19 protein-coding genes are annotated in these 21,513 nt (G+C 71.6%); 8 read left to right on the top strand and 11 right to left on the bottom strand.

The genetic code is table 11. The features are described 5' to 3' along the window. Window positions 1–50: 50 nt before the first annotated feature. A complete protein-coding gene (locus OH768_RS54105) occupies window positions 51–1,730 on the bottom strand; it encodes a hypothetical protein (RefSeq protein WP_406448707.1) in 1,680 nt (559 codons plus the stop codon). Window positions 1,731–2,075: 345 nt separating this feature from the next. Here OH768_RS54105 and OH768_RS54100 point away from each other — a divergent pair, with 345 nt between their 5' ends. After that, window positions 2,076–3,926 (top strand): RNA-binding domain-containing protein, encoded by a 1,851-nt coding sequence (locus tag OH768_RS54100; RefSeq protein WP_406448709.1) that lies wholly within the window; start codon window positions 2,076–2,078, stop codon window positions 3,924–3,926. A gap of 138 nt (window positions 3,927–4,064) precedes the next feature. Next, window positions 4,065–4,877: a TIGR02391 family protein gene (locus OH768_RS54095; RefSeq protein WP_406448711.1), complete on the top strand. Its 813-nt coding sequence runs from the start codon at window positions 4,065–4,067 to the stop codon at window positions 4,875–4,877. 4 nt (window positions 4,878–4,881) lie between these two features. On the opposite strand, the gene OH768_RS54090 is transcribed toward OH768_RS54095, so the two are convergent. Continuing rightward, window positions 4,882–5,067, bottom strand: coding sequence for a hypothetical protein (locus tag OH768_RS54090; RefSeq protein ID WP_406448713.1), 186 nt, complete (start codon window positions 5,065–5,067; stop codon window positions 4,882–4,884). A 193-nt stretch (window positions 5,068–5,260) separates the two neighbouring features. On the opposite strand from OH768_RS54090, the gene OH768_RS54085 reads away from it, so the two are divergent. Further along, complete coding sequence (locus tag OH768_RS54085; RefSeq protein ID WP_406448715.1) at window positions 5,261–6,124, top strand: hypothetical protein; 864 nt, start codon at window positions 5,261–5,263, stop codon at window positions 6,122–6,124. 57 nt (window positions 6,125–6,181) lie between these two features. Here the strand turns inward: OH768_RS54085 and OH768_RS54080 are convergent, their stop codons facing one another. Then, the gene (locus tag OH768_RS54080; protein ID WP_406448717.1) at window positions 6,182–6,934 is read right to left on the bottom strand and encodes a hypothetical protein; all 753 of its coding nucleotides are present in this window, start codon (window positions 6,932–6,934) and stop codon (window positions 6,182–6,184) included. Between the two features lie 451 nt (window positions 6,935–7,385). Here OH768_RS54080 and OH768_RS54075 point away from each other — a divergent pair, with 451 nt between their 5' ends. Continuing rightward, window positions 7,386–7,625, top strand: coding sequence for a hypothetical protein (locus OH768_RS54075; protein WP_406448719.1), 240 nt, complete (start codon window positions 7,386–7,388; stop codon window positions 7,623–7,625). A 1,342-nt stretch (window positions 7,626–8,967) separates the two neighbouring features. On the opposite strand, the gene OH768_RS54070 is transcribed toward OH768_RS54075, so the two are convergent. Then, window positions 8,968–11,382 (bottom strand): Helicase associated domain protein, encoded by a 2,415-nt coding sequence (locus tag OH768_RS54070; protein WP_406448721.1) that lies wholly within the window; start codon window positions 11,380–11,382, stop codon window positions 8,968–8,970. A gap of 285 nt (window positions 11,383–11,667) precedes the next feature. Between OH768_RS54070 and OH768_RS54065 the strand changes: the two genes are divergently transcribed. From OH768_RS54065 to OH768_RS54055, 3 genes are all read left to right on the top strand, one after another. Continuing rightward, the gene (locus tag OH768_RS54065) at window positions 11,668–13,041 is read left to right on the top strand and encodes a hypothetical protein (protein ID WP_406448723.1); all 1,374 of its coding nucleotides are present in this window, start codon (window positions 11,668–11,670) and stop codon (window positions 13,039–13,041) included. Window positions 13,042–13,268: 227 nt separating this feature from the next. Further along, window positions 13,269–14,045 (top strand): hypothetical protein, encoded by a 777-nt coding sequence (locus OH768_RS54060; protein WP_406448725.1) that lies wholly within the window; start codon window positions 13,269–13,271, stop codon window positions 14,043–14,045. Then, window positions 14,042–14,284 carry a hypothetical protein gene (locus tag OH768_RS54055; RefSeq protein WP_406448727.1) on the top strand — a complete coding sequence of 81 codons (243 nt, stop codon included), beginning with the start codon at window positions 14,042–14,044 and terminating at the stop codon, window positions 14,282–14,284. Before OH768_RS54060 ends, OH768_RS54055 begins: the two co-directional genes overlap by 4 nt. Here OH768_RS54055 and OH768_RS54050 read toward each other — a convergent pair whose 3' ends face one another. The 7 genes from OH768_RS54050 to OH768_RS54020 all read right to left on the bottom strand — a co-directional run bounded on the left by OH768_RS54050 (window position 14,285) and on the right by OH768_RS54020 (window position 20,155). Continuing rightward, window positions 14,285–14,857, bottom strand: a complete 573-nt coding sequence (locus OH768_RS54050) for a transcriptional regulator (protein WP_406448729.1) — start codon at window positions 14,855–14,857, stop codon at window positions 14,285–14,287. 17 nt (window positions 14,858–14,874) lie between these two features. After that, window positions 14,875–16,467, bottom strand: coding sequence for a helix-turn-helix domain-containing protein (locus OH768_RS54045; RefSeq protein ID WP_406448731.1), 1,593 nt, complete (start codon window positions 16,465–16,467; stop codon window positions 14,875–14,877). Then, on the bottom strand, window positions 16,464–16,754 hold the full coding sequence (locus OH768_RS54040; RefSeq protein WP_406448733.1) for a helix-turn-helix domain-containing protein: 291 nt from the start codon (window positions 16,752–16,754) through the stop codon (window positions 16,464–16,466). The genes OH768_RS54045 and OH768_RS54040 overlap by 4 nt, the downstream gene beginning before the upstream one ends. Before the next feature lie 158 nt (window positions 16,755–16,912). Further along, a complete protein-coding gene (locus OH768_RS54035; protein ID WP_406448735.1) occupies window positions 16,913–18,376 on the bottom strand; it encodes a UvrD-helicase domain-containing protein in 1,464 nt (487 codons plus the stop codon). Next, complete coding sequence (locus tag OH768_RS54030; protein WP_406448737.1) at window positions 18,373–18,855, bottom strand: hypothetical protein; 483 nt, start codon at window positions 18,853–18,855, stop codon at window positions 18,373–18,375. The genes OH768_RS54035 and OH768_RS54030 overlap by 4 nt, the downstream gene beginning before the upstream one ends. After that, window positions 18,852–19,721, bottom strand: a complete 870-nt coding sequence (locus tag OH768_RS54025) for a DUF6083 domain-containing protein (RefSeq protein ID WP_406448739.1) — start codon at window positions 19,719–19,721, stop codon at window positions 18,852–18,854. Before OH768_RS54025 ends, OH768_RS54030 begins: the two co-directional genes overlap by 4 nt. A 170-nt stretch (window positions 19,722–19,891) precedes the next feature. Beyond that, window positions 19,892–20,155 carry a helix-turn-helix transcriptional regulator gene (locus OH768_RS54020; protein WP_406448741.1) on the bottom strand — a complete coding sequence of 88 codons (264 nt, stop codon included), beginning with the start codon at window positions 20,153–20,155 and terminating at the stop codon, window positions 19,892–19,894. 173 nt (window positions 20,156–20,328) lie between these two features. Between OH768_RS54020 and OH768_RS54015 the strand changes: the two genes are divergently transcribed. Then, complete coding sequence (locus tag OH768_RS54015) at window positions 20,329–21,453, top strand: hypothetical protein (RefSeq protein ID WP_406448743.1); 1,125 nt, start codon at window positions 20,329–20,331, stop codon at window positions 21,451–21,453. Window positions 21,454–21,513 lie beyond the last annotated feature (60 nt).

The raw sequence follows: 21,513 nt of genomic DNA, 5'->3' as shown, positions 1-21,513 counted from the left end.
GGCTTTATTTATGTATCGGTATTTGTACATCATTTGTACATCGGTGGGTGTCACACCGGGTCTTTTCCCCTGCGGTCCCTGCGCCCGTACCGGTCGAACGCGTAGCCCCACGCCTGCTGCATCGCCTGCTCCAGGATCAGCGAACTCCTGTCGTGCGCGGCGGCGGCCAGCCACTGCACGAGGTCGGCCGGGGAACCGGCGAGGAGTTCGCCGGCCACCGACAGTCCCGGCCACCGCCACACCGCCTTGCGCACCCGGAACTCCGATCCGATCCACCGGTCGAACCGCTTGGCCAGGCGCGCGAACTCACGGGCGTTCCCCCGCGCTTCCCGCAGTTCACGCAGCTGTTCCTCGCCGTGGCCGTCGTCCTTGAAGGCGGCGATGATCTCATCCATGTCCTGCAGGGTCTCCTCGCGCGCCTCGGCCATGGCGCGCTGGCGTTCCTCGGCGGCGACGAAGCCGAAGTCGTACGCGCTGCCCACCGGAAGATCCAGCGCGAGGTGGAGGCCAGGGTCTTCTTCGAACTGGTGGTTCCAGTCGATGAGCACGGCCTCGATGAAGCCGGTGATCTGCTCGGGCCGCAGATCCAGGGCGGCGGCGAGCAGCGGCTCGATCCCGGGCACGGGCTCCCAGCCCGGCGGGCCCTGCCTGCGCCGAAGCGGCCAGAGGGCCTGCCGGTTGCGGTAGGGGAAGACCAGTGCGCGGCCTTCGGCTGCCCACTGCGCGTACGGCTGCGGCAGCCGCCCTTCGCGGGTGAGGGCGGGGGCGACGGCCCTCCAGCCGGAGGGGCGGGCCAGCATCCAGCCGGGCGGCTCCATCATGTACTCGGCCGTGTCGTTCCCGGTGCGGCCTGTCAGCCAGTCCTCGAAGTACTGCAGGCGAACCTGGCGTTGGGCCCGCCACACCGCGGTCCCGCCGCGCCCGGTCCAGTCGTAGCTCGTGGTTCCCCGCAGCCATGCGCGATGCGCGTCATCGGCGTGGAGAGTGTCCTGGTGCAGGAGGTGCCATGCCTGGCCTTCGTCCTGGAGCATCCGCTCTTTGGCCCCGGCCTGCGAACCGGTCAGCAGATCGCGGGCGATGTTGGCCGCAACCAGGAACCGGGCCGGGGAGTGCCAGGCCACGTCCTCCTCCAGGGCCGTCACGACCGCCAGCAGATGCTGGTCCTCCTCGTCATGGGGTTCTTCTGACATCCATGCCGTCGTCGAGCGCACGTATTCGGCGGCGTCCAGAAGCTGGATCTCCGGGCGGGTGCAGAGCGTGGCGGCCGCCAGTTTCCACAGGTTGCGGGCCGCGCGGTGGCGCAGGAGAGGAAGCAGACCGTCCAGGAACTCGTCCGTGAACGGCTCGGCCACCGCGATCGCGGTCATCACCGCGTCCGTCACCATCCGGCCCTGGTAGTCGCGGTACGCGCGCTGGTACTGCCCCGGAAGCCGCAACGAAACCGCCCGTGCCCGCTCCAGCAGCCCGGCGGGCAGACGCAGCCGCAGGGGCCGGTCCGTACGCAGATCACCTCGCCAGCGCGGCGGCGGCGGATACCGCAGAACGGTGGAGATATGCGTCAGCCGGTCCTCGGGGTGCTCCGGTTCCTGCCGCCCGACTTGTTCCGCCAGCAGCCGGCGGACCGTCGCATCCCGTGAAGTGCCCTCCCTCGCCATGACGGTGGCCAGCGCCTCGAACGCACACGGCGGGAGCCGGACGTTGGTCTCCGTGATCTCCATACGACCAGACACACCGCCATTATCGGGACTGCCTCGGCCCCGGCGCCCGCGTCCGGCCCTTCACAGGACCGGAAGATCCCACGTCATGGCCTTCCCGAGGGCCTGTGCCGCCGCAGCCAGGCACTCGGCCGTCCTGCACGCCACTGGCCCCACGACGGGAAAACCTCGGGGCACAGCGTCGCAGTGTCCGGGCCTGCCCGAGTCCGGGCGGCACGGGTTGTCCGTGGCCAGCGGCCGGCCGCCGAGGACACATCGCCCGGCCCGTCCCGGTCGCGCTGCGCGCGGCCTCCGGTGTTCCCTGTGGACGCCTCGCGGAAAGGCGGGCGCCGATGCCTGCGGGCCCGGGATACTTCGGGGATGCCGAAGATGGATCTCGAAGCCGTACGGACGGCGCTGCGTTCCCACCACCCCACAGCACTGCTGGAGTTGCCCGAGGGGCAGTGGCTGGACGCCAAGAGCGCCCCGTACGAGATGCGTGATCCGCACGCGGTCGAGGAACTCGCCAAGGATGTCGCGGCGTTCGCCAACGGAGGCGGCGGCATCATCGTCGTGGGGATCAGAACGCGTCTGGAGCACGGGCAGGAGATCCTCGACAAGACGGTCCCGATCGAGCGGTCGTCCGTCGATCTCGACCAGTGGCGCAAGCTGATCCGTCAGCACATCACCCCGGCCCCGCGCCGGGTGAGCGTGGAGTGGTCCGACGACGGCCAGGGCGCCTGCGTGGTCTGCATCGACGTCCCCGCCCAGGATCCCGGATGCCTGTTCGTGGTGGCGGCACCCACCGGCAAGAACGGCGCGCCCCGGACGGACACCGTCGCGGTGCCCGTCCGTGAGGCGGACGGCACGCACTGGCTGCCGCGCACCGAACTCCAGCGGCTGCTCTCCCGCGGCGTCGCGGCGTCGGGGATGCCCACAGCCCAGGCACTGGCCGAGCTCCTGCGCGAGGCCGTGGCCCGGGCGCCGCAGCCGGAGCCCGCCCCGGCCGGGCCGCAGATCGGGCAAGGTCTGCCCAGCCGCCAGCAGGAGATCCGTAAGGCCTACGAGCAGCTGAGCAGCTCCGGGCTGGGCCGGCCGGCCGGCGAGGCGTACGCCCGTGGTCCGGCCGCCCTGCAGGAGTTCGAGGGTGGGGAGGGACAGCCCGGATGGGTGCTGTGCGTGGTCGGCGGCCGGGCGCCGGTCGCGGTGGCCCAGCCCGTATGGCAGGCCATCAGGGCCGCCGGCCGGGACAGTGCGGGAGGCCATCCGCTCGCGGTGGTCGGCTACCCCGTCCCGGGCACTGACCGGGCCGACCAGCACGGCCCGTGGGTCGTGCCGCCGGATGCCCGGAGTGTCGATCTCGACGGCGGCAGCTGGGGAGCGGGCCAACTCGTACGGTCGGGGCGGGATGTGTGGCGGTGGGAGCCGGCCGAGCGGCTCGGCTTCCTCATGTCCCGGTATGCCCGGAACTGGACGGCGCAGCAGCCCGCCCCGCAGCTGCGTCTGCGGGCGCTGGTGACCTGGCCCTGGGCGGACACGGCCGGACTGCAGATCGCCCCGGGCAAACGCCAGGACCTCGAGCGGACTCTGCCCCACAGCGCGCTGGCCGGTGCGGTGACCCTCCTGTCCCGGCGCCGGGGCGCCGAACTCCCCGCCGCCCACTGGAACACGGGCCCCGGCCGCAACACCCCCACCGCCCTGAGCTACACCAGCACCATCACGGCGCCGGACGGCCGCCGGGCCGTCTCGGCAGCGGTCATGACGTCGGTGGAGGACACGGTGGTGACCTGTGCCGACGTCCTCATCGAGGACACCTCCGCCTGGGCCGCCCTGCTCCCGCCCGGCGCGGGAACGCAGTTGGGCCTCGACGAATTGCAGGCCCTGCTGCTCGCCGCGTGGGAGAGCGCCGCCGAGACGCTGCCCGACGCCGTCACCGATCCGGCCCGGATGCAGTGGTTCGCACCGCCCACCACGGAACTGCGGCTGAGCGCCGAAGGCCCCCACGACCGGCCCTCCCCCGGTCTCGCAACGCTGATCGACCTGGAGGCCCTGGGCCCCGGGGAGGACGGCGTCCGGCCGGAGATGGCCGTCACGATCACCAGGTCGCCCACCATGCACCGCCAGGAGCGCCAGGCCCTTCTGCGCCGGGCCCTGGTGCACATGGCGCGGCACTTCGGTCACGTATGGGCCACGGAAGAACTACTGGCTGGTCAGGGCGGTCCCCTTTCCTGAACGCCTCCTCCAGCATCTGACGCCCGAAGACCTCCGGGCCGCCGTTGTCCTGCCCGGTGCGGGAAAGAGGCGGATGCCGCTGCCGTGCCCGTGCCATCCTGGCCGGTTGGCCAGGGGACGAGGCGAAGCGGAGAAGACATGGCATCACGTACGTACGGGCCCTGGCCCGCGCCAGTGGTCACGGCGGTGGCCGGTGTGCTCGGCGACACCGTGCACGGGTTGACCGGGCGGGAGATCGGGCAGCTGCTGGCGGCCGTGAGGGTGCCGGACGCGGAGGGCGGCAACAAGCGGGACCGGCTGGCCGGGGCGCTGCTGGCGCAGCAGGCCCGCCAGCAGGTGTCGAACTGTGTGATCGCGTTCATCACCGCGGCGATGGCCCCGGTGCGCTACGCGCAGCAGCCGCAGGCGTTCTCGCGCCGGCAGGACGACCTCAACGAGGTCCTCGTCCATGTCGGGCTGCGGGTCAACGACGAGGGGAAACTTGCCACGGGGCCGGCGGCGGCCACCCTCGACGAGGCCGCACGGCACGCCGGTTCACTGCGGGCCGAGCTGCGCCGCCGCGCCACCCATCCCGAGGTGCTGCGCTACTGCACGCTGGAGATCCTGGCCAAGAACGCCTTCCACGCCGGGCTGGAGGCGGTCAAGTCGGTGGCCGACCGGCTGCGGACTCTCACCGGCGAGCACCTGGACGGGGCCCGGCTGGTCGACGCGGTGCTCATGCCCGGCCGGGGCACCGCCCGGGTCGCCGTCAACGCGAACGTCACCGGGCCGGAGCTGGATGAGCAGAAGGGGCTGGCGGCCCTGGTCAAGGGCCTGTTCAGCATGTACCGCAACCCGGCCGCGCACGAGCCGCGGCTTCACCGCACAGTCACCGACGAGGAGTTGCTGGAACTGCTGACCACGTTGTCGATGGTGCACCGGCGCCTCGACGGCGCGCACGTGACGCCCTGACGGGTCAGTCGTGGTGCCACCAGGCCACCGCGAGGCCGACGAGGAGGGAGCCCGCATGCCGGGCCGCGCCCGCGAGCACGCCCATGGACACCAGTCGCGGCCACGACACGGCGGCGGGCATGCCGTGCTCCCGCTGGCGGCGGGCGGTGGTGTCAGGGGTCGAGGCGTGTGCCCGGTTCGTCTTCTTCATGGTGGTGTCCTTCCGGTGTGCGGGCAGGGTGCAGCGGCACGTCTGCCCCGGGGGTCGGCGGGGTGTGGGATTGTGCAGCGGGGGTGGCGGCCCGCGGGGGCCGTGCTGCTGTGTCGATCGTGGCAGCGCACGGTCGGCTGACGCATCCTCAACCGGGCCCGGACCGCGGCGGAAACGATGTAATTTCCACCGCGTGCACACCTGGCAGGACATCACCGAACCCGGCACCATCGACGACCTGATCGCCGATGCCCGGGCTGCGGGCCACCCGGACATGAACGCGCGGCTCATCCACTCGTGGATCGCCAAGGGCCTGCTAGACCAGCCGCGGCTGCGTACCCGCCACCGCGGCTCGGAGCGGGCCGAGCACAGTGTCAACCAGCGCAGGCTGCTGCTCCTCCTGCTCGACAAGCGGCGCCAGGTCACGCACCTGAGCGCGCTCGCGCAGGTGCCGCTGGCGGTGTGGCTGTGGTGGGACGGCCACGTGCCCACCCGGCAGGCGCAGCGGGCCTGGGTGACGTGGGTGGGGCGCGGCGGGCGCAGCAAGGACGTGGCGCGCGAGGGCGCGCTCGGTCTCCTGCGGCAGATCGGGCACCCGCTGGCCACCCCCACGGCCAAGACCCGGTTCGTGCGGATCGTCACCGATCTGGGCAACGGCACCGTGCTGACGGTCCGCGGGCGCGCCGAGCTCCTGGACGCCGTGCGGGAGGTGATGGAGCCGGACAGCGTGTTCGCCGCCACCGGTCTGGTGCGCGCGCTCGGCCCCGCGCAGATCCCGATGACCGCCGAGACCGTCGTGGGCTACGCCGAGGCCCTCAGTGCCGCCCTGCGCCGGACCCTCGACCAGAAGGTGGACGGCGCGCTGCTGGAGCGGGTGCGGGCCGTCCACCGGGCCTCCATGACCGGATATCTCGCGCAGCGGGCCGAACTCGCCGCCGCCGCAGGAGGGTTGGACGGGATCTTCCGCGAGCCCACGTCCCAGGAGCAGTTCGACGAGGTCGGCCGGCAGCTGCTGCTCGCCCTCGGCCTTGAGCTGACCCACCGCGGCCGTGCATGACGGCACACTCCTTCGTGCCCCCGCCCGGCGGTAGCGCGCGCCCCTGCCCGTGGTTGTTCAGCGGGCCGGAGACCGCAGGCGGGGCAGGGGTTTGTACCGGGCCGTCAGGACGCCCGCCCTGCGGGCTTTGCTGGTCCAGCTCGCCGCCGTCTTGTAACTGACGCTCCACAGGACGCAGATGAGCGGCAGCGGGGGCTGTTCCTGCGCGAGGGCGAAGCGGTAGGCGCCGGTGACCTGCCGCAGATGCTCCGCTCCCCGCCCGCGGCCGGGCTCGCCCACCACGGCCCGGGCCATGACGAGATAGGTGTTGCCCTGCAGGGCCGCGAGCCCCCGGGCGAAGACGTCATCGAGCGGCATGGCGGCAAGGGTCTTCGCCGTCAGGTGGGTTCTCCAGCCTGCGGCGTGCGTGATGTCGGGCTCGATCGCCCAGCCGCGGGCGAACACGATGCCCTGGCGGAAGCCGGGTTCGACGCGGAAGGTCCAGTCGGGCCAGCCGGGCAGGTCCTCAAGCGTCACTGCACGGGTGCCCACGCTGCCGGACGAGGATGGCAGCCGGCCGGGCGGGCGCGGCGGCGGGAGGGGTCCGCGCCGGTCGGGGTCGGTGCGGCGGCCGGGGCGGCCGGCGAGCGGGTCGCGCCCCAGGACCTGGCGGCGGCGGGCCTCGGCGAGCCAGTTGTCCACCATGTCCACTCCCCTGCCCCAGACGGCAGCGATCACATGACGCGGCGGGAGGCGATGGGCGACCGCCTGCGCGTAGAGCAGGGCGACCAGCAGACTGAAGGCATGGCTGCCGCCCCGGGGCCGCTGCATCCAGCCGGCATCGAGCTGCTCGGCTGCGGGTGGAACAGGTCGCGGCGGCGGTGGCGATGGCCAGCACGCGTTCCCAGTCGACGGCGCGCGCGGCCCTCGGCGTGACGGCGCCGGGGCCGGCTCCGGGAACGTGCAGGCGCACGGCCGCGGGCCGGTAAATACCGTGCTCGGTACGGCGCAGCCCCACGGTGAAGACGGCTTTCGCTACTCCCGCGAGCCCGCTGATCTCAGCGTGCCCGGCTTCCGCCCCCGGCTGTTCACCGGCGGCTGTCCGGCCGTACCGGGTCACCGTCACCCTCATGGCACCCCCCCATCTCCCTGACCCCATCCTTGGGTAATCAGGGCAGAAATGGGAGATGGTCCGCGCGGCCGCGGGCGCCGTACGGTCGAGGCACCGGGTCGGCAATGCCGGTCCCCCGTCCAACTCCCTTGCCTGTAGGAGACGTTCGCCATGTCCGTTTCGCCGACGCCGTCCGTGCGGCCGTCGTCCCCGGCCCGTCTTCCGGTGTGGCTGCGCGTGGCCCGGCCGGTGGCATTCCTGCTGGCCCTCGCCTTCGCCGGTGCGACGACCTATCAGCTGCTGACCGGACCGTCCGCCACCACAGCGCCCTGGGCGACCATGACCACCGCGGTGTCGGCGGTGTGGGTAGGGCTGCTGATGTACGGCGCCCACGTACGGGCCCCGCGTTGAGCCGACGAACGGGTCGGGCGGGCGGCAGGCACGGCCGTCCGCGCCGGCGAACATGACGGACCTTCACCGACCGCAACAGGCAGCACCCATCGCGTTCGAGCGTGTATCGAGTTCGCAGGCCGTCGCGAACGCCCCCACACGTGGCCGGTCACGGCCCCTGCGGCGTCCGCTGCTGCGGCCGTGAACTCGCAGCACACCCCGGGCCTTCTGCGGACCTGGATGAGCTCTTGCGCCGGGACGGCCCCACCCGACGCCGCCACGGGGGCGCCGGCCTGGCTTCCCGGGCCCCGGACCGCCCCCGACACCGCCACACCTGCGGACACCCCCCTTCCTGACCCGCCGGCACCTCCGGCGCGCTCCCGCCCATGGCTGTGCAGCGGGCAGCAGGTGAGGACTGTCCGGCGCTCGAAAGGGCAGGTCAGCGCGGCAGACCAACGCCCGGCCCACGACCGAGCGGGGAATCCACGAAATAATCAAACAATTTTCATTCCCAAACAAAAGAAATAGAAATCCAAAAAAGAAAGCCGCCCAATGGGCGGCTTTCCGAATTAATGTGAAACGTATTCAATATCACCATTCGGCCGATAACCGAATTGCCGGCGGCGATTCTCAAAGCAAAAGATAAAACAACACAACTGACAGGCGATGCGAATATCTATATTGCCGTTCAGGTTCGATTCTTCCCCCCACCCACCTTCCCGCCATCCCTGTACGCACACCATTGATTCCACGCGGACCGCATCGAAAACAGGCTTCCCGCAAGGCCGGACAAGCGCCACAGGAGCACGGGCCACACAATGTGAGCAGCAGCCAGCAAGGCCCCTACCTGCACAGCATTGCCCACCAGGGACACTGCAGGCATCGCGAAGCAGCGAGTGAACTCAAGCCAGTGGGAAATCTTCGCCTGGTTCTCAAAGTCAAACATTTAATATTCTCTCTTCTTCTGGATTTTGACATAGTTTTCCCTTTCTCGGGAAGCTTGAGATTGCTCTCAGATATAGCAGAACAGGCGGAGGGACCGTATTTTCGGAACGCGAAAGCCCCCGTTACCGGGGGCCTCTCTTCGTTTCCCTGTCTCCCGCCTGCGTGATAGAGGAAGGCTACTGGAATTGCATGATCAAGTCAAACATTGGAGGCGCCCACTGGGCGCGTCCCGGCACAGTCCAATTCATCCAGCGCCCCGTACGGGTCTTTCCTTCCAAGAAATGCGCTGATCAGAGCCGCTGTTCCTTCTTCGGCGGTACGGGCTTCGTCTGGGCGAGTGCTGGCTCAGGTCCGTCACGCTCCGCCGTCACCGTGGCTCTGTCGAGGCAGCGGGCCTGTACTCGCTCCGACAGGGCCCTCACGAGCCCCGGCCATCTCCGGGCCCGGTGGTGGAGGGAGCGGAGAGTGCTTCGATGCCGTGCTCGGCGAGGGTCTCGGTCAGCATCTGCGTCTGTCCGGGCGGGAGTTGCCCGGTATTCAGCTTGGTGCGGGTCTTGGCGAGCCAGGGGCCGATCATGACGCGTTCGCCGTCGACCTCGATCCACTCGCGGGCGCCGGGGGTGCGCCCCCAGCGCTCGACGAACAGGCTAAGGATCTGCGCGGTCTGGGCGAAGGTGCGCCGCTTCGGGACGCCGGTGCCCGGGGAAGCCTGGTCGGGGGTGAGGCCGATCGAGGTGAGCAGGTCGCGTTGTCCGGGGGCGAGTTGGGGCCAGGTGGTGAACTGGCGGTGCAGCCAGCTGCCCGCCTTCACGGTGCCGATGACCGTGTCGCGGGTGAGGGTGGTGGGGTGGTTTCCGGCTTCGAGGTGGCGGCGGACGACGTGGTACTTGCGGTGCCAGTCGGGGCCGTGCGGGAGCATCCAGCCCGGGTCGAGGGCGGTGAGTTGGGCGTCGCGGGCAGGGGTGAGGCGGCCGTTGCGGGCGGCGGTGCGCTGGTCGGCGAGGAACTGGCCACCGGGCGCCTGTGCGGGGACGGCGAGGTGGCCGTGTTCGGCGTGGAAGGCCTCGACGGTGGCCATGTGCCCCTGCCAGAGGGCCTCGTGCTCGTCCCAGACCATGCCGAGCGCCTCGAGTTCGGCGGTCCACGCCGGATCGAGGGCGCCCGCGCGGTGGGCGGTGCGCTGGCCGGTGACGAAGGCACCCAGCCGGTAGCCGTAGGCGTCCTCGAAGTCCGCGCTCACGCGCAGGTGGCCGCGCTCGGCGTGGTAGCGGACAGCGGCGGCGAGACCGGCGCGGCGCGGGGCGGACAGGACGGCGCCGTCGGAGGGCCACACGAGCAGGTCCAGGGCGCGGGCGATCGCGGTGGGGTCGAGGGTGTGGTCGAAGCGGAAGCGGCGGGTGATGTAGGTGTGGGAGTCGCGGGCGGGGTGGGTGTTCTTGGCGCGGGGGGCGCGGGCGGCGATGGTCTGGTCGTGGTGGCGCAGGGCGGCGGTGACCAGCCAGAGGGCCTCGTAGGGGGTGCCGAGGAGGTCGGTGGGGTCGGCGCCGGGCGGGATGTAGGCGGGGACGACGAGGCTGGCCGTCTTCGTGTCCTGGGTGGGGGGTTTGCGCAGGGCGCGGCCCAGGGCCTGGACGATGCGGCGGACGCTGGCGGTGCGGTCGGCGAAGACGATGCCGTCGACGGCCGGCAGGTCGACGCCTTCGCCGAGGACCTTGGCGTTGGCCAGCACGCCGCGTTCGGCGTCGGTGAAGCGGGCGAGGATGGCGGCGCGTCGGTGGGGGCTGTGGGTGCCGTCGATGGACTGCACGCTCAGCTGGTCCGCCCAGTCGGGGCGCAGGTCGTCGGGGAGGGTGCGCAGGGTGTGGGCGAACTGGCGGGCGAAGTCGGAGGCGTCGGCGATCTGCTGGAAGTAGACGAACACGTGCTTGAGGTTCTGCTCGCGCATGGCCTTGAGGATGGCCAGGTGCAGGGCGGTGGTGCGGCGTGCGGTGGGCCCTGCGTCGGGGTCGGTGAGGGCGGTGCGCAGGTCGGTGTCGGTGACGGTGGGCACGACGAGCTGGTAGTCGGCCAGGACGCCGTCGTCGATGGCGTCGGCGTGGGAGTAGGTGTGCAGGCGGGGGCCGAAGATCTTCGGCTGGTCCATCGTCGCGAGCAGGGACGGGTCGTCCCAGCCGGGGGCGGTGGAGGGGGTGCGCTTGGGCTGCGCCCTGCTGGTGGGTGCCTCGGCCAGGCGGGGGGCCTCCCACACGTTGGGAGTAGCGGTGAGGTAGAGGCGGCGCTCGGCGGGGATGCGCTCGTCGTCGTGCAGCGCGGTCCAGTTCTTGGTCCAGGTGCCCGCGGTGGCGTGGGCCTCGTCCACGACCAGCAGCCCGAACACGGGCGGGGCGAACACCGTGGAGTGCTGGGCCTCTGCGACCTTGTCCAGGGAGTCGAAGGTGAAGAACACCGTCGCCCGGGGGTGGCGGCCCAGCCAGTAGGCCAGGTACTCCCCCGAGTTGGTGGAGGCGACCTGTGCGTCGGCCAGCAGCGGGTGGGAGGCGGCGTTCATCGAGGAGACGGTGATCATCGGCTCGTCGCGGTGGTCGGCGCGGGCGGCCGCGGCCCACTGGGCGACCAGGTCCAGGCTCGGCGCCGCCACCCCCAGATGACGGATCCCGAGCGTCTCCGCCGTGCGCAGTGCGATGAGGGTCTTGCCGGTACCGCAGGCGGACACCTCGTGGCCGCGGGTGCGGGGACGCCTGAGATGGCGGGCCGCGCTGTCAACGCCGTCCTGCTGGTCCGTGCGCAGGACGAAGCGCGGCGGGCGGCCGTCGGGCGTGGCGTGGGCGGTCATCGCGCGGGTCCTCGGCATGCGGAGCGGCGGGCAGGACGTTCATCCTCGCGTACCGCGGGGGCGGGTGCGGTGCGGATCCCCGCACCGCACCGCCCGAAAGGCGCGCGCCCCCAGGTTGCGGGACGGCAGCCCGGCGGGGCGGCGCGCGGCCCCATCCGACGCGCCCTGTGGCGGGTGCGGCCCAACTCGGCAGGACCGAGAGGGGTTTGGCTGTGCTGTAGTGAGGGCATCACGTACGCTGTAGTTATCTACAGCACTCAAGTCATAGAAGGGTACAGCGAATTGATGCGTACTCCGCTTCCGATTGCGAACGGGATCTCGACCGACCACCCCGTCCCCGGGCTGCCGTTCGCCGACGACACGCACATCCCTCTCCACGACCCCCGGGCCACGGAAGCCGTCGGCCGGGGCGCCGGGGAGGGCATGTGGGGCCGCTGGGACGACGACCGCGACGACGGGTGGCGGGCGTTCACCACCGACCCGATCCGCCACGACCTGGCCTGGTGCATCCGCCAGCACCCCGACCACGGCCGCTCGGTCCTCCTGGTCCGCGACACGGACGCCGCGAGCCTGCACACCGACTGGCACCGCGGCCCGCTGCTGTTCCGCACCGGCGGCTACTGGTGGGACGGCACCGCCTGGTACCGGCCGCTGCAGGTGTGGGACGCCGCCAGCGAGGCCTACTCCCGCCGCCCGGCCCGCTCGGCCACCACCGTCACCGCCGCCGACCTGCTCGACGAGGCGGCCGACCCCTCGGCCGCGCACCTGCTGAAGGTCGCAAACATCGACACCGACGCCCCGCCGCCCGACCGGTGGGCCGACCACCTCGCCCTGTGGGCGGCCCGCCGCGCAGGCGACCGCGCCGCCCGGCCGCTCACACAGTGCGTGGTGCGCCTGTCCGCGCCCGAGCTGGACGGCGACCAGCTCGTCGGCGTCCCCGAGTTCGCCGCCATGGCCGGCATCGCGGCCTCGACCCTGCGCGCCTACACCGCCCGCGGCGAGGCGGACGTACCGCAGCCGCAGGCCACCGTCAGCGGCCGCAGCGCCTGGGCCCGCCCGGTCGCCGAGGACTGGACCGAGCAGCGCTCCCGTTCCTCCGACAGCGTCGCCGCCACCATGGCCACCGGCAGCGACGACTCCCTGCCCGTCGGCGCCGCCGACGTGCGCGAGCACTACGGCCGCGTCTTCCTGTCCTACCTGTGGGAGAGCCCCGAGCGGCGCAGGCGGTGGGTCCTGCGCCAGCGCAACGAAAGTGCCGTGAAGCAGGTCGCCGACGAGCTCGCCTGGGAAGTCGCCGCCAGCCTCGAGAGGATCATCCCCGCCGACGCGCTCTCCACGACCGTCCGGCTCGCCGTCCTCGACGAGATCGCCACGGGCCTGGACCGCAGTCAGAAACTGGACGGCACGGCACGCGAGACATCCTTCTTCGGCCTGCTGGCCCCCGTGGCCACGATGCTGGACTGGCTCATCCGCCACCACCCCACCACCGCCCAGCACACCGTCACCGACATCATCGGCGAGGCCGAACACCGCTTCGACGTCGACCGCGAAGTCACCGCCCGCTCCCTGCGCACCGCCCTCGCCCTCGACGGGAAACTCGGCGAAGGCGCCTACGACGAGTTCTTCGCACACGTCCTGCCCCCGGCCCGCACCACCTGACCCCCCTGGACGTCTGTGCGATGCGCACCCCTGAGGCGCGGCAGTTGCCGCCCTCGGCGTCTGCGCAGTCCTGTCGTCACCGTGCCGCGATGCTCGGAGTGAAGGAGTGCAGGGCGGCACGGTGACAGGCATCGCATACGGCGCTCCAAGATTCATTGCCGATGGAGGGGTCCCCCGAAGCCGAAGAGTGAGAGCTGATGCCACCACCGGAAGGAGCCCGCCCTCCCATGGCTACCGAGCACACCCCATCTCCGCAGACGGCACCGACGAGCTCGGCGGATCCGCCGAGCACCGCCCCGTCGACCTCACACGAGTTGAGGATTTGCGGCAACGGACGGCTTTACAAGATGAGCGTCGCCTCGCTCCCGGAGCAGTACACGGGCCCCGTGCCGGAATATGACGGTCCGCCGCCCGACCTGGTCAAGGCGGTGTGGGCACGCGAAGCGGCCGCGAACGGCGACGACGACGCCATCGACGGCTTCGCTTCCCGCGTGCTGGCTCTGCGGCAGGGCGGGCGGTGGCGGGAAGCGGTGTCGACTGCTCTGCTGGGTGACTGGGCGCTCCCGCTGGACACCCCGGACGGCCTTCACATCTCGGCAGTGGCCGCCCTGCGTGCACAGGCGCTGACGATTCATCGGCAGTTGACACCGTTGTGGCGGCGGCGGGTGAACAGGTCTCGGGTGCTGCTCCTGGACACCCCGCTGGGGGAAGGCATCACGCTGTACGACCTGGTCATCGGAAGCCCCTGCTCACAGACGCCGACCCCTGGTGCCGGGCCGGACGACGTCCGCCTGCTCTCCGTCCTTGCCGCACTGCAGCCGGCGGAACGGGCGGTCGCCCTGGCCTGGGCACACCCGGCGGTGGCCACCTGGACGGAGGCCGCCCTGGTGGCCGGCGCCACGGATCCCGTCGCCCTCGGCGAGAGGGTGCGCCGCAAACTCAAGCGCCTGGGCGAACGCCAGACGGAGCGTGCGGTGGCAGCCCGGCAGGGTGGTAACCGGTGAGCTCCCGCCGGATAGACCGGGAAGCGGATGCCGAGCAGCAGCGGGGGCTGCTGGTACGAGTGACGGTCCCGGGCGTCCCCACGTGCACCGCCGTGTTGAGCGCCGGCTTCGTGGGATCGCTGTTCGCTGGCGGCGCCGCGCCGTCCGGTTCGGCCGTGGGGTGGCCACTGGTGGTCCTGGCCCTCGGGTCCATGGCCTATGACCTCGGTGTCCGGGCCCTTCGGCGCAGAGGCAACTGATCAGGCGGCGAAGCCGACGTTCGTGCAGTACTCGTACTGGCCCCACTGGGAGCCGAGGTCGACGATCTTCTCGATCCAGGCGTCGTCCAGCGCCCGGTCGTCCCCGGCGGCCCACGCATCGACGATGCGGTCCCAGTGGCGGACGTTGAGGTGGCGGTGCCCCATGACCCGCTGCAGGGGGCGGCTGACGAGCGACTGGTCGAGGGGGTGGATCTCCACGCGGGTGCCGCGGCCCTCGCGGTTGAGGCGGGACAGGAGGTGGCGGGCGACGTTGTGGCGGCGCACCGTGCGGTAGGCGTCCTCGACGGCGGCGAGGTTCTTCTTCAGGGGCCGACGCTCGCCGTTGAGCCAGGCGTTGACGGTGTCGTCGGTGACGGTCAGGCCCGCGTCGCGGGCAGCGGTGCGGGCGTGGTCGGTGCGGGTGAGGTAGTGCAGGCGGGCGAGCAGGCCGCGCGGGCTGGTGACGGGGGTGGTGATGTAGGTCAGGTAGGAGTCCAGCTGGCGGGCCACCAGTTCGTGGCCCTTGGTTCCTCTGGCGCGGTACTTGCCGAAGTCGACGGTGCGCTCGGGCATGCGGGGCTGCTCCTCCTCTACTGATCGGTGTCGCCGGGGGCGGCCGGGTCCTCGGGCGGACCGCCCACAATGTAGGTGTCCTTGACCTTCACCTCGGTGACGCCGCGGCCCTCGGTGAAGACCTGGTGCCAGTCCCCGATGACGTGGAGTTCGTCGGTGCCCTGGACGCTGACGACCATCAGTCCCTCGTCGTGGGCCTTGAATGCCTTGGTCCAGAGGTTGGCGAAGGCCTGGGAGCGGATGAGGTGCATCCAGTCGGGGCGGTTGAGCTCCCGGTTGTACGTCGATTCCCCCATCGTGGAGACGAATTTGGAGTACATGGCCTTCACGTACTCGCCGGTGACCTCGTCGTCCTCGGCGATCGCCTTGTCGCGGGCGTCCTTGAGGGTGATGCGGAACTTCTCCAGCAGGCTCTCGGTCGCCCCCGAGGTGAACGACTCGTGGATCACGGGCGGCTCGCACAGCCGGTACTTCGGGCCCGCCAGACGCAGCAGCAGGCGCAGGGTGGGTTCGGTCACCCACAGCGGACCGGGCTCGTCGCGGTCGCCCAGCGGGTTGGGCAGGACCGCGTCGTGTTCCCAGACGGACGCGGTGATCCGGTGGACCCCGGAGCGGCGCCGGTCGTGGACATTGCCTCCTGAGTGCTCAAGGCGGCCGATCGGCAAGTGGGTCTTGAGGGCCGACAAGTAGGCCCCGTTGATGTCGAGGCGGGCCACTTCGTGCTGTCCGGCGGGCAGTTCGGGGCGGGTCCACTTGGGGCGGGCCTCCCAGATCTGGTCGGCTCCCCTGGCGGTCTGCTTGCGCAGGACGTCGGGGATCCCCGGGTGGGCCACGATGTCGTAGCGGCCTCCCTTACGGGTGGAGTCCAGCAGGGCCATCGCGTCCGGGATGGCCCGCTTGACCAGCGCCGCGGTCGCGGCCTCCACATCGCCCCGGTGCTCGGCGAGCGCGGCCGCGACCGCGTCGCCGATGGGATCGGGGACGTCGGCGGCGGTCCGCACCCGGCCCGCGGAGGACCCCACCGTCTTCACGCTCCCGGACCGGCGCGGCGGGGCCGGACGCGGCACACGGCCGGCCGGGGCCGCCGCAGGCGCGCTCACAGAGGGTGCCGTCGTGGGAGGTGCGGGGACTGTGCACTCGGCGGGGTCAAGGTGCTGGGGGTAACCGGCGACCTCGTGGCGTGCGTCGTGTCCGCACAGCACGCACGGCCGGGGCACCGTCAGGATCTCTACGTCCTCAACGTCGTCGGCCTCCCGCACGGCAGGTGTCTGGTGTGCCGCGTCGCCCGGCCCGGCATCCGGTGCCTCCTCGGCACCGGTGCCGGTGTCGGCAACGGCGTCTTCGGCTGCGCCGTCTGCGTCGAGGGCGGCTAGCTTGGTCTGGGCGCCCTTGAGGAAGTAGGCGTACTGGTCGCGGACTTCGCCGCCCGGGTCGCGGCCGCTCTCCCAGCCCCCGACCGTGGAGGGACTGACCCCCAGGGCGCGGGCCACCTGCGCACGCGAGAGATGCAGCGCCTCACGCAGCATCCGGCGCTGCTCGGCCGGGGGCAGTTCGGCCTCCTTGCGGGCCGCGGCCAGCAGCGCGTCGATCTCCTCGAACTGCGGCTTCACTGCGGCTCCCCTTTCACGGGCGACCGCCGCCGTCCGGCACGGCGCGCGTCGGGCAGTGCCTCGCACGCCCGAGTCGGGCCGGCCAGGAAGTCCAGGACATCCATGCCGTAGTGCCCGGCCAGCGCCTCGCAGTCAGCCAGACTCCAGGCAGCGGACCCGGACTGACGGCGGCTCACCTGCGCCTGCGTCACCCCCAGCACCTCGGCCAACCGTACCTGCGGCTCGCCCGTGGCATGCATCAGCGCCGCCACCGCCAGCCGCACCCGCTCCGGCAAAGACATCCCCATAGCCCAACCCTACCAGGGCAATACGATTAACGAATTGATTATGAGTAGCACGCATAAATTTTCCAATGCAGCCCGCGGCCCCGGAGGGAGCCGCCCTCATGATCAATGATCGGACCACTGCGTCGGCCCTGACTGGGCGTCACGTCCGACCAGCCGGTTCATGTGTAGGGATAGTCGTGGATCCAGGAGAGGCCTCCGAGGTCGAGGTGGGAGCGAGTGCGGGTGACGGCGACATAGGCGAGGCGGGCCTCGCTGTCGTCGATGGGTCCGGGTACGGCCTGGCCGACGGCGTCCTGCTGGTCGGTGTCCTTGGGCGGGGTGAAATCATCCGCGATCTTCACACGAGCCCATTCACGGCCTTTGGCTTTGTGGGCGGTCGATACGGTCACCTGGGCGTGCTGTTCGGGCACGAGTTGAGTCACGGCGGCGAGGATGGCATCGGTGCCATGCGTGTCGACGAGGTCGACCAGGGGCTGAAGGTCGCGTCCGGCCGGGTCGTGGACAGCGTAGTCCTGCAGTTCGCCCCAAGAGGGGAACAGGATCAGTTCGGGGTGGGTGGTACGGCGGCCGTCTTTCAAGTCGCGCGCAGCCAGGGCCAGGGCGCGCAGGCTGTCTCCTCCCCCGACCAGCGCGACCCTGTATCCGGTGGTCATCAGGTCCATGACGTGGGCCATGGCGCCGACGTTGGTGCGGCACAGCACCGCGTCGGGCCGGGCGAGGGGGCCGAGTTCGGTGGGCACGGCGGGGGTGCCGGTCAGGCGGAGGGGGGCGTCGGCCAGGTGCAGCCACCGGTTTGCTTCCGCGGCGAGGAGGGGGCCGAAGCGGAAGGACTGGGACAGGGTCAGCTGGGTGCCGTCGAAGCCGGTCATGACGTCCTTGGCGCCGCGCCAGTGGTAGATGGCCTGGGCGGAGTCGCCGACCATGACGAGCTGGGCGTGGTCGCGCTGGCTGAGGAAGACCTGTTCGACGACGGGGTTGGTGTCCTGGGCCTCGTCCAGGAGCAGGAAGTCGGTCTGGATGCGCGGCCGGGTGAGGGCCCAGATCTTCAGGTAGTGGTCGTGCTCGAAGCGGACGGCGCCGTCGTCCGGGTGTTGCAGGTCGACCCAGGCCTTGCGGGCGAACGGCACGATGTGCGCGGCGAGTTGGGCGTGCAGGTCGGTATGTTCCAGGCCGCGCAGTGGGGGCACGTGATGGCGAGTGATGGCCTCGTCCGCGGTGTGGCAGAAGCGGGTGACGGTGCGCAGCGTAGCGTTGGAGAGGGCCTTTTGGGTGACCTCGCAGTCGCCGATGCGGATGGCTTTGGTGATGCCGAGGGCTTGTCCGGTCTGCCAGGCCGGACGGCGCGGCGCGTTCAGGCGGCGGGTGTAGCGGTGGCCGACGGCCGCGTAGGCCAGGGCGTGCGCGGTCTTGCACTGGACGGTGTGGGGGAAGCGGGCGGTGGCGTCCTGGGCGATGGCCCGGTTGAAGGCGAGGTAGCGGCCGTAGCGGCCGCGGCGGGTGGTTGTGTGGGCGAGGAGGGCGAGGGTGGTGGTCTTCCCGGTCCCTGCGCCGGCCTGCAGGGCGAGGTGGTCGCCGGCCTGGAAGGCGTCGGCTGCTGCCGCCTGTTCGTGGGTCGGTTTCATCGTGTGGGCCTCTCGGGGAGCCGGGTGAGTGCGTGCCCGACGGCGGAGAGCAGGTGGGCGGGGGTGGTGTGGGTCAGGAGTTCGCGCACCGCGCGGTCGAGGCGGTCGGTCTCCTGGTCTGCGTGCTGGGCCAGGGCCCGGTGCAGGGCCAGTTCCACGAAGCGTTCAGGGCTCTGGTGCACGCGGCAGGCGGCAGCCTTGAGGACGGCGTGGGCGGCGGCCGGGAAGGCGACGTTAAGGAGCACCTTGTGGTCGGCGTCCGGGTAGTGCGTGGTGATCACGTCGATGGGCAGCAGTGCCCCGAGCCGGTGGCGCAGCCTGCGGGCGGCCTGGTGAGAGGTCTTGGCGTGCACGAGGGCCATGAGGCGGGTGGCGTTGTGGTTGGCGGCGAGTGGCAGTACGCGGGCGGCATCGCGGAGTTCGGCCTGGGCAAGGGGGCGGGTGAGCACGATTTCCAGGGCGTGGTGCGGCATCGTCATCCCCTCCCCTGTCGGCGGGTCTGAAGGTGGGGCAGTCGGGTGTGGATGTGTGCCGCGTGCAGGAGGGGGTCGAAGGGCTGCCATCCGGCCAGGGCGAGTTCGGCGGCGCCGGATGCGGCGTGTGCGGGGCAGCGTTGGGCGCGCCAGCGCAACTGTTCGCTGTAGGGGAGCTGGCCAAGGTCGTAGACGGCCATCAGGCCTTCGGGCAGGGCGAGTTGGCCGTGCTGCACTGTGGCCGGCAGCAGTCTCCAGGTCCCGGCCGGGCCGATGGAAGCAGGGACGGTGCGAGTGCAGCGGTGGCGGTGGCGTGTCTGGGCCACGCAGCGGAGGTTCGTGAGGGGGCGTTCGGCGAGGTAGCGGCAGAGCAGCATCTGTACGACGGGGCGGTCGGGTTCGCCGGTGTCGGCATCAGTGGCGGTGGCGGGTTGTGTGCTGGCGGCCGGGGCCGGGGTGAAGACGCCGGTGTCGATCACGCGGCGGGTACGGACGGCGAGTTGGCGTCGGATCGCCTCGAGGCCCGGGGCGGTGTGGCGGGTGAGGGTGCGGCGGGGGCAGAGCAGGGCGTGCGGGATGCGGCACCAGCCGCTGCCGTCACCGTGCGGGTGGGCGATGCCGCCGCTCAGGTGCCAGCGGCAGGACTCGGGGACGTCGGCGGCGGCCAGTTCGGCCGGGTGCAGGGCGACGGGCCGCTCGTTGGTGCGCTGGTAGAGGTCAATACGGTTGCCGCACTGGCGGCAGAGACGGCTCTGGCCGGCGCGCAGCAGGCGGCTGGGACTGGTGCCGGCCACCCGCAGGGGTCGGGGGCGGCGGGTGACGCGAGGGCTGCCGTCCCAGTGGCGGCCGGCGGGGGTGGGAGTGGGGCACATGGCGAGGACCGTGCCAGGCGACACGCGGCCCGGGGTGCCGCGGCGGCCGGTATGTCCTCCGGTCGGCCCAGCCGGAGGGAACGGGCGTGCGGGCCAACGGTCTTGTGTTCTATGCCTGCTCGCCGGTTCGGGTGATTTGCGGCGGGGTCCGCGAAGGGCGCGCCAGCAGGTCAGGGGCCTTGTGCGCCGGGCGGGGTGTGGTCGTCGCAGAGGGGGGCCAGCAGGTGCTCGATGGGTACGTCGAAGGCGTGGGCGAGGGCGTGCCAGGTGGTGACGCTGCCGGTGGTGCGGCCGTGTTCGAGGTCGATGAGGGTGCGGCGGGCCAGGCCGCTGCGGCCTGCGATTTCGTCGAAAGTCCAGTCGCGCTCGCCCCGCAGGCGCGCCAGCGTGACGCGCAGCGCGGTGAGGTCGGGGTCGGGCGGCAAGATCGTCACCCCACCATCCGACGGTGCAGGACCCTGCCCTGTCAGTGCAGACCTCTGCACTATCTGGCGAGGCGGGAGTGACATTCACAGTGCAGAGATCTGCACTACCGTGCGTTCGTTCCGGCCCTCAGAGACCGGGCACCGACCGCCGCGGCACGGACAGAGGGGAGGACGACCAGCAGATGAGGCTTGCGCGTGCGCATACAACGGTGCGGCGCATCTGGACCGTGGAGCTGCGTCCGCAGGCAGGCGGCCCCACGCTTGTCTGCCCCTCCTGCACCGCCCACACCTCTCCCCTCACAGCCTCCTCCGCGCGGTCCGCCGCGCTGGCACATCTGGCCTGCCACGCCCGCGCCGACGCGCTGCCGGTGTACCTGCGCAGCTGTCAGTGCCGGGCACAGGGATGTTCGTGGCATCCGCGTCACCGCGGATGCGACGGGCCGGTACGTCTTGCCCTCACCCGCGACCGCGGCGGCCGCACCTGGCGCCTCGCCGACGCCTGCACGGCCTGCGCGGGAGCGACCAGTCATACCTCCGTGGTGCCGGACACCCTGCTCGGCACCATCCGGCCGCACCCCTCCCCCGGACCTCCGCCCCCTGCCCGCGTCGGACTCTGCCCGGGGCCCGACGAGCAGGTACGCGTGCGGGAGATGCTCACCTACCTCGGCGCCGCACTGCCCCGCTTCACCTCCCCCGCCGCCCGGCTACTGGGCCTGCAGTGCGCCCTGCGCACCGACACCCGCGGCCATGTCCGCCTGCCGGCGGGGCTGCTGCGCGGCATGCGCCTGCGCGGGCACCGGGACCTGTGGCAGGAACTGGCCCACGCCGGCTGGCTGGAGCCGCCGGATGCCAGATCTGCTCCCGTGCAGCTGCGGCTGCTCGATGCCGCGGTCCTGGACCAGGCGCCCGGCCGCCTCGCCCGCCGGCGCGCCGCCCACTGGGCGCTGCACCCCGCCCCACTGGCCCTGCCCACGGCACCGCCCGCCCTGCGACTGACCGCCCTGGCCCTGGCCGCACACACCTCCGCCAACACCGAACACAGCACCGACCTGGACACCCTCGCCCGCCTGTGTGGGCACTCCCAGCAGCAGACCGGAGAACTCCTCGACCGGCTGGTGACAACAGGCACCCTGACAACCTGGCACCACAACCGGGAGACCCACGAGGCAGCCTGGCAACTGCCCCAGCCCCCGCGCACGAACCCGCCCTGCAACAGGGCTCCAAAGGCACCAGACAGAGTGGTTCTGACCTCCGCGGCGAACAGCGGACGCCACTCGAGAGGAACAACCGGTTCCGCCCGTCCGTAGTATCTCTACACCAAGGCATTTTGCGGCACATGCAGCGTCCGCACGCCGGTACAGCGCATG

It is taken from the genome of Streptomyces sp. NBC_01622 (assembly GCF_045209635.1).
Lineage (GTDB): Bacteria > Actinomycetota > Actinomycetes > Streptomycetales > Streptomycetaceae > Streptomyces.
The sequence above is the reverse complement of the archived record's forward strand: the minus strand, read 5'-3'. Positions and strand labels throughout refer to the sequence as shown.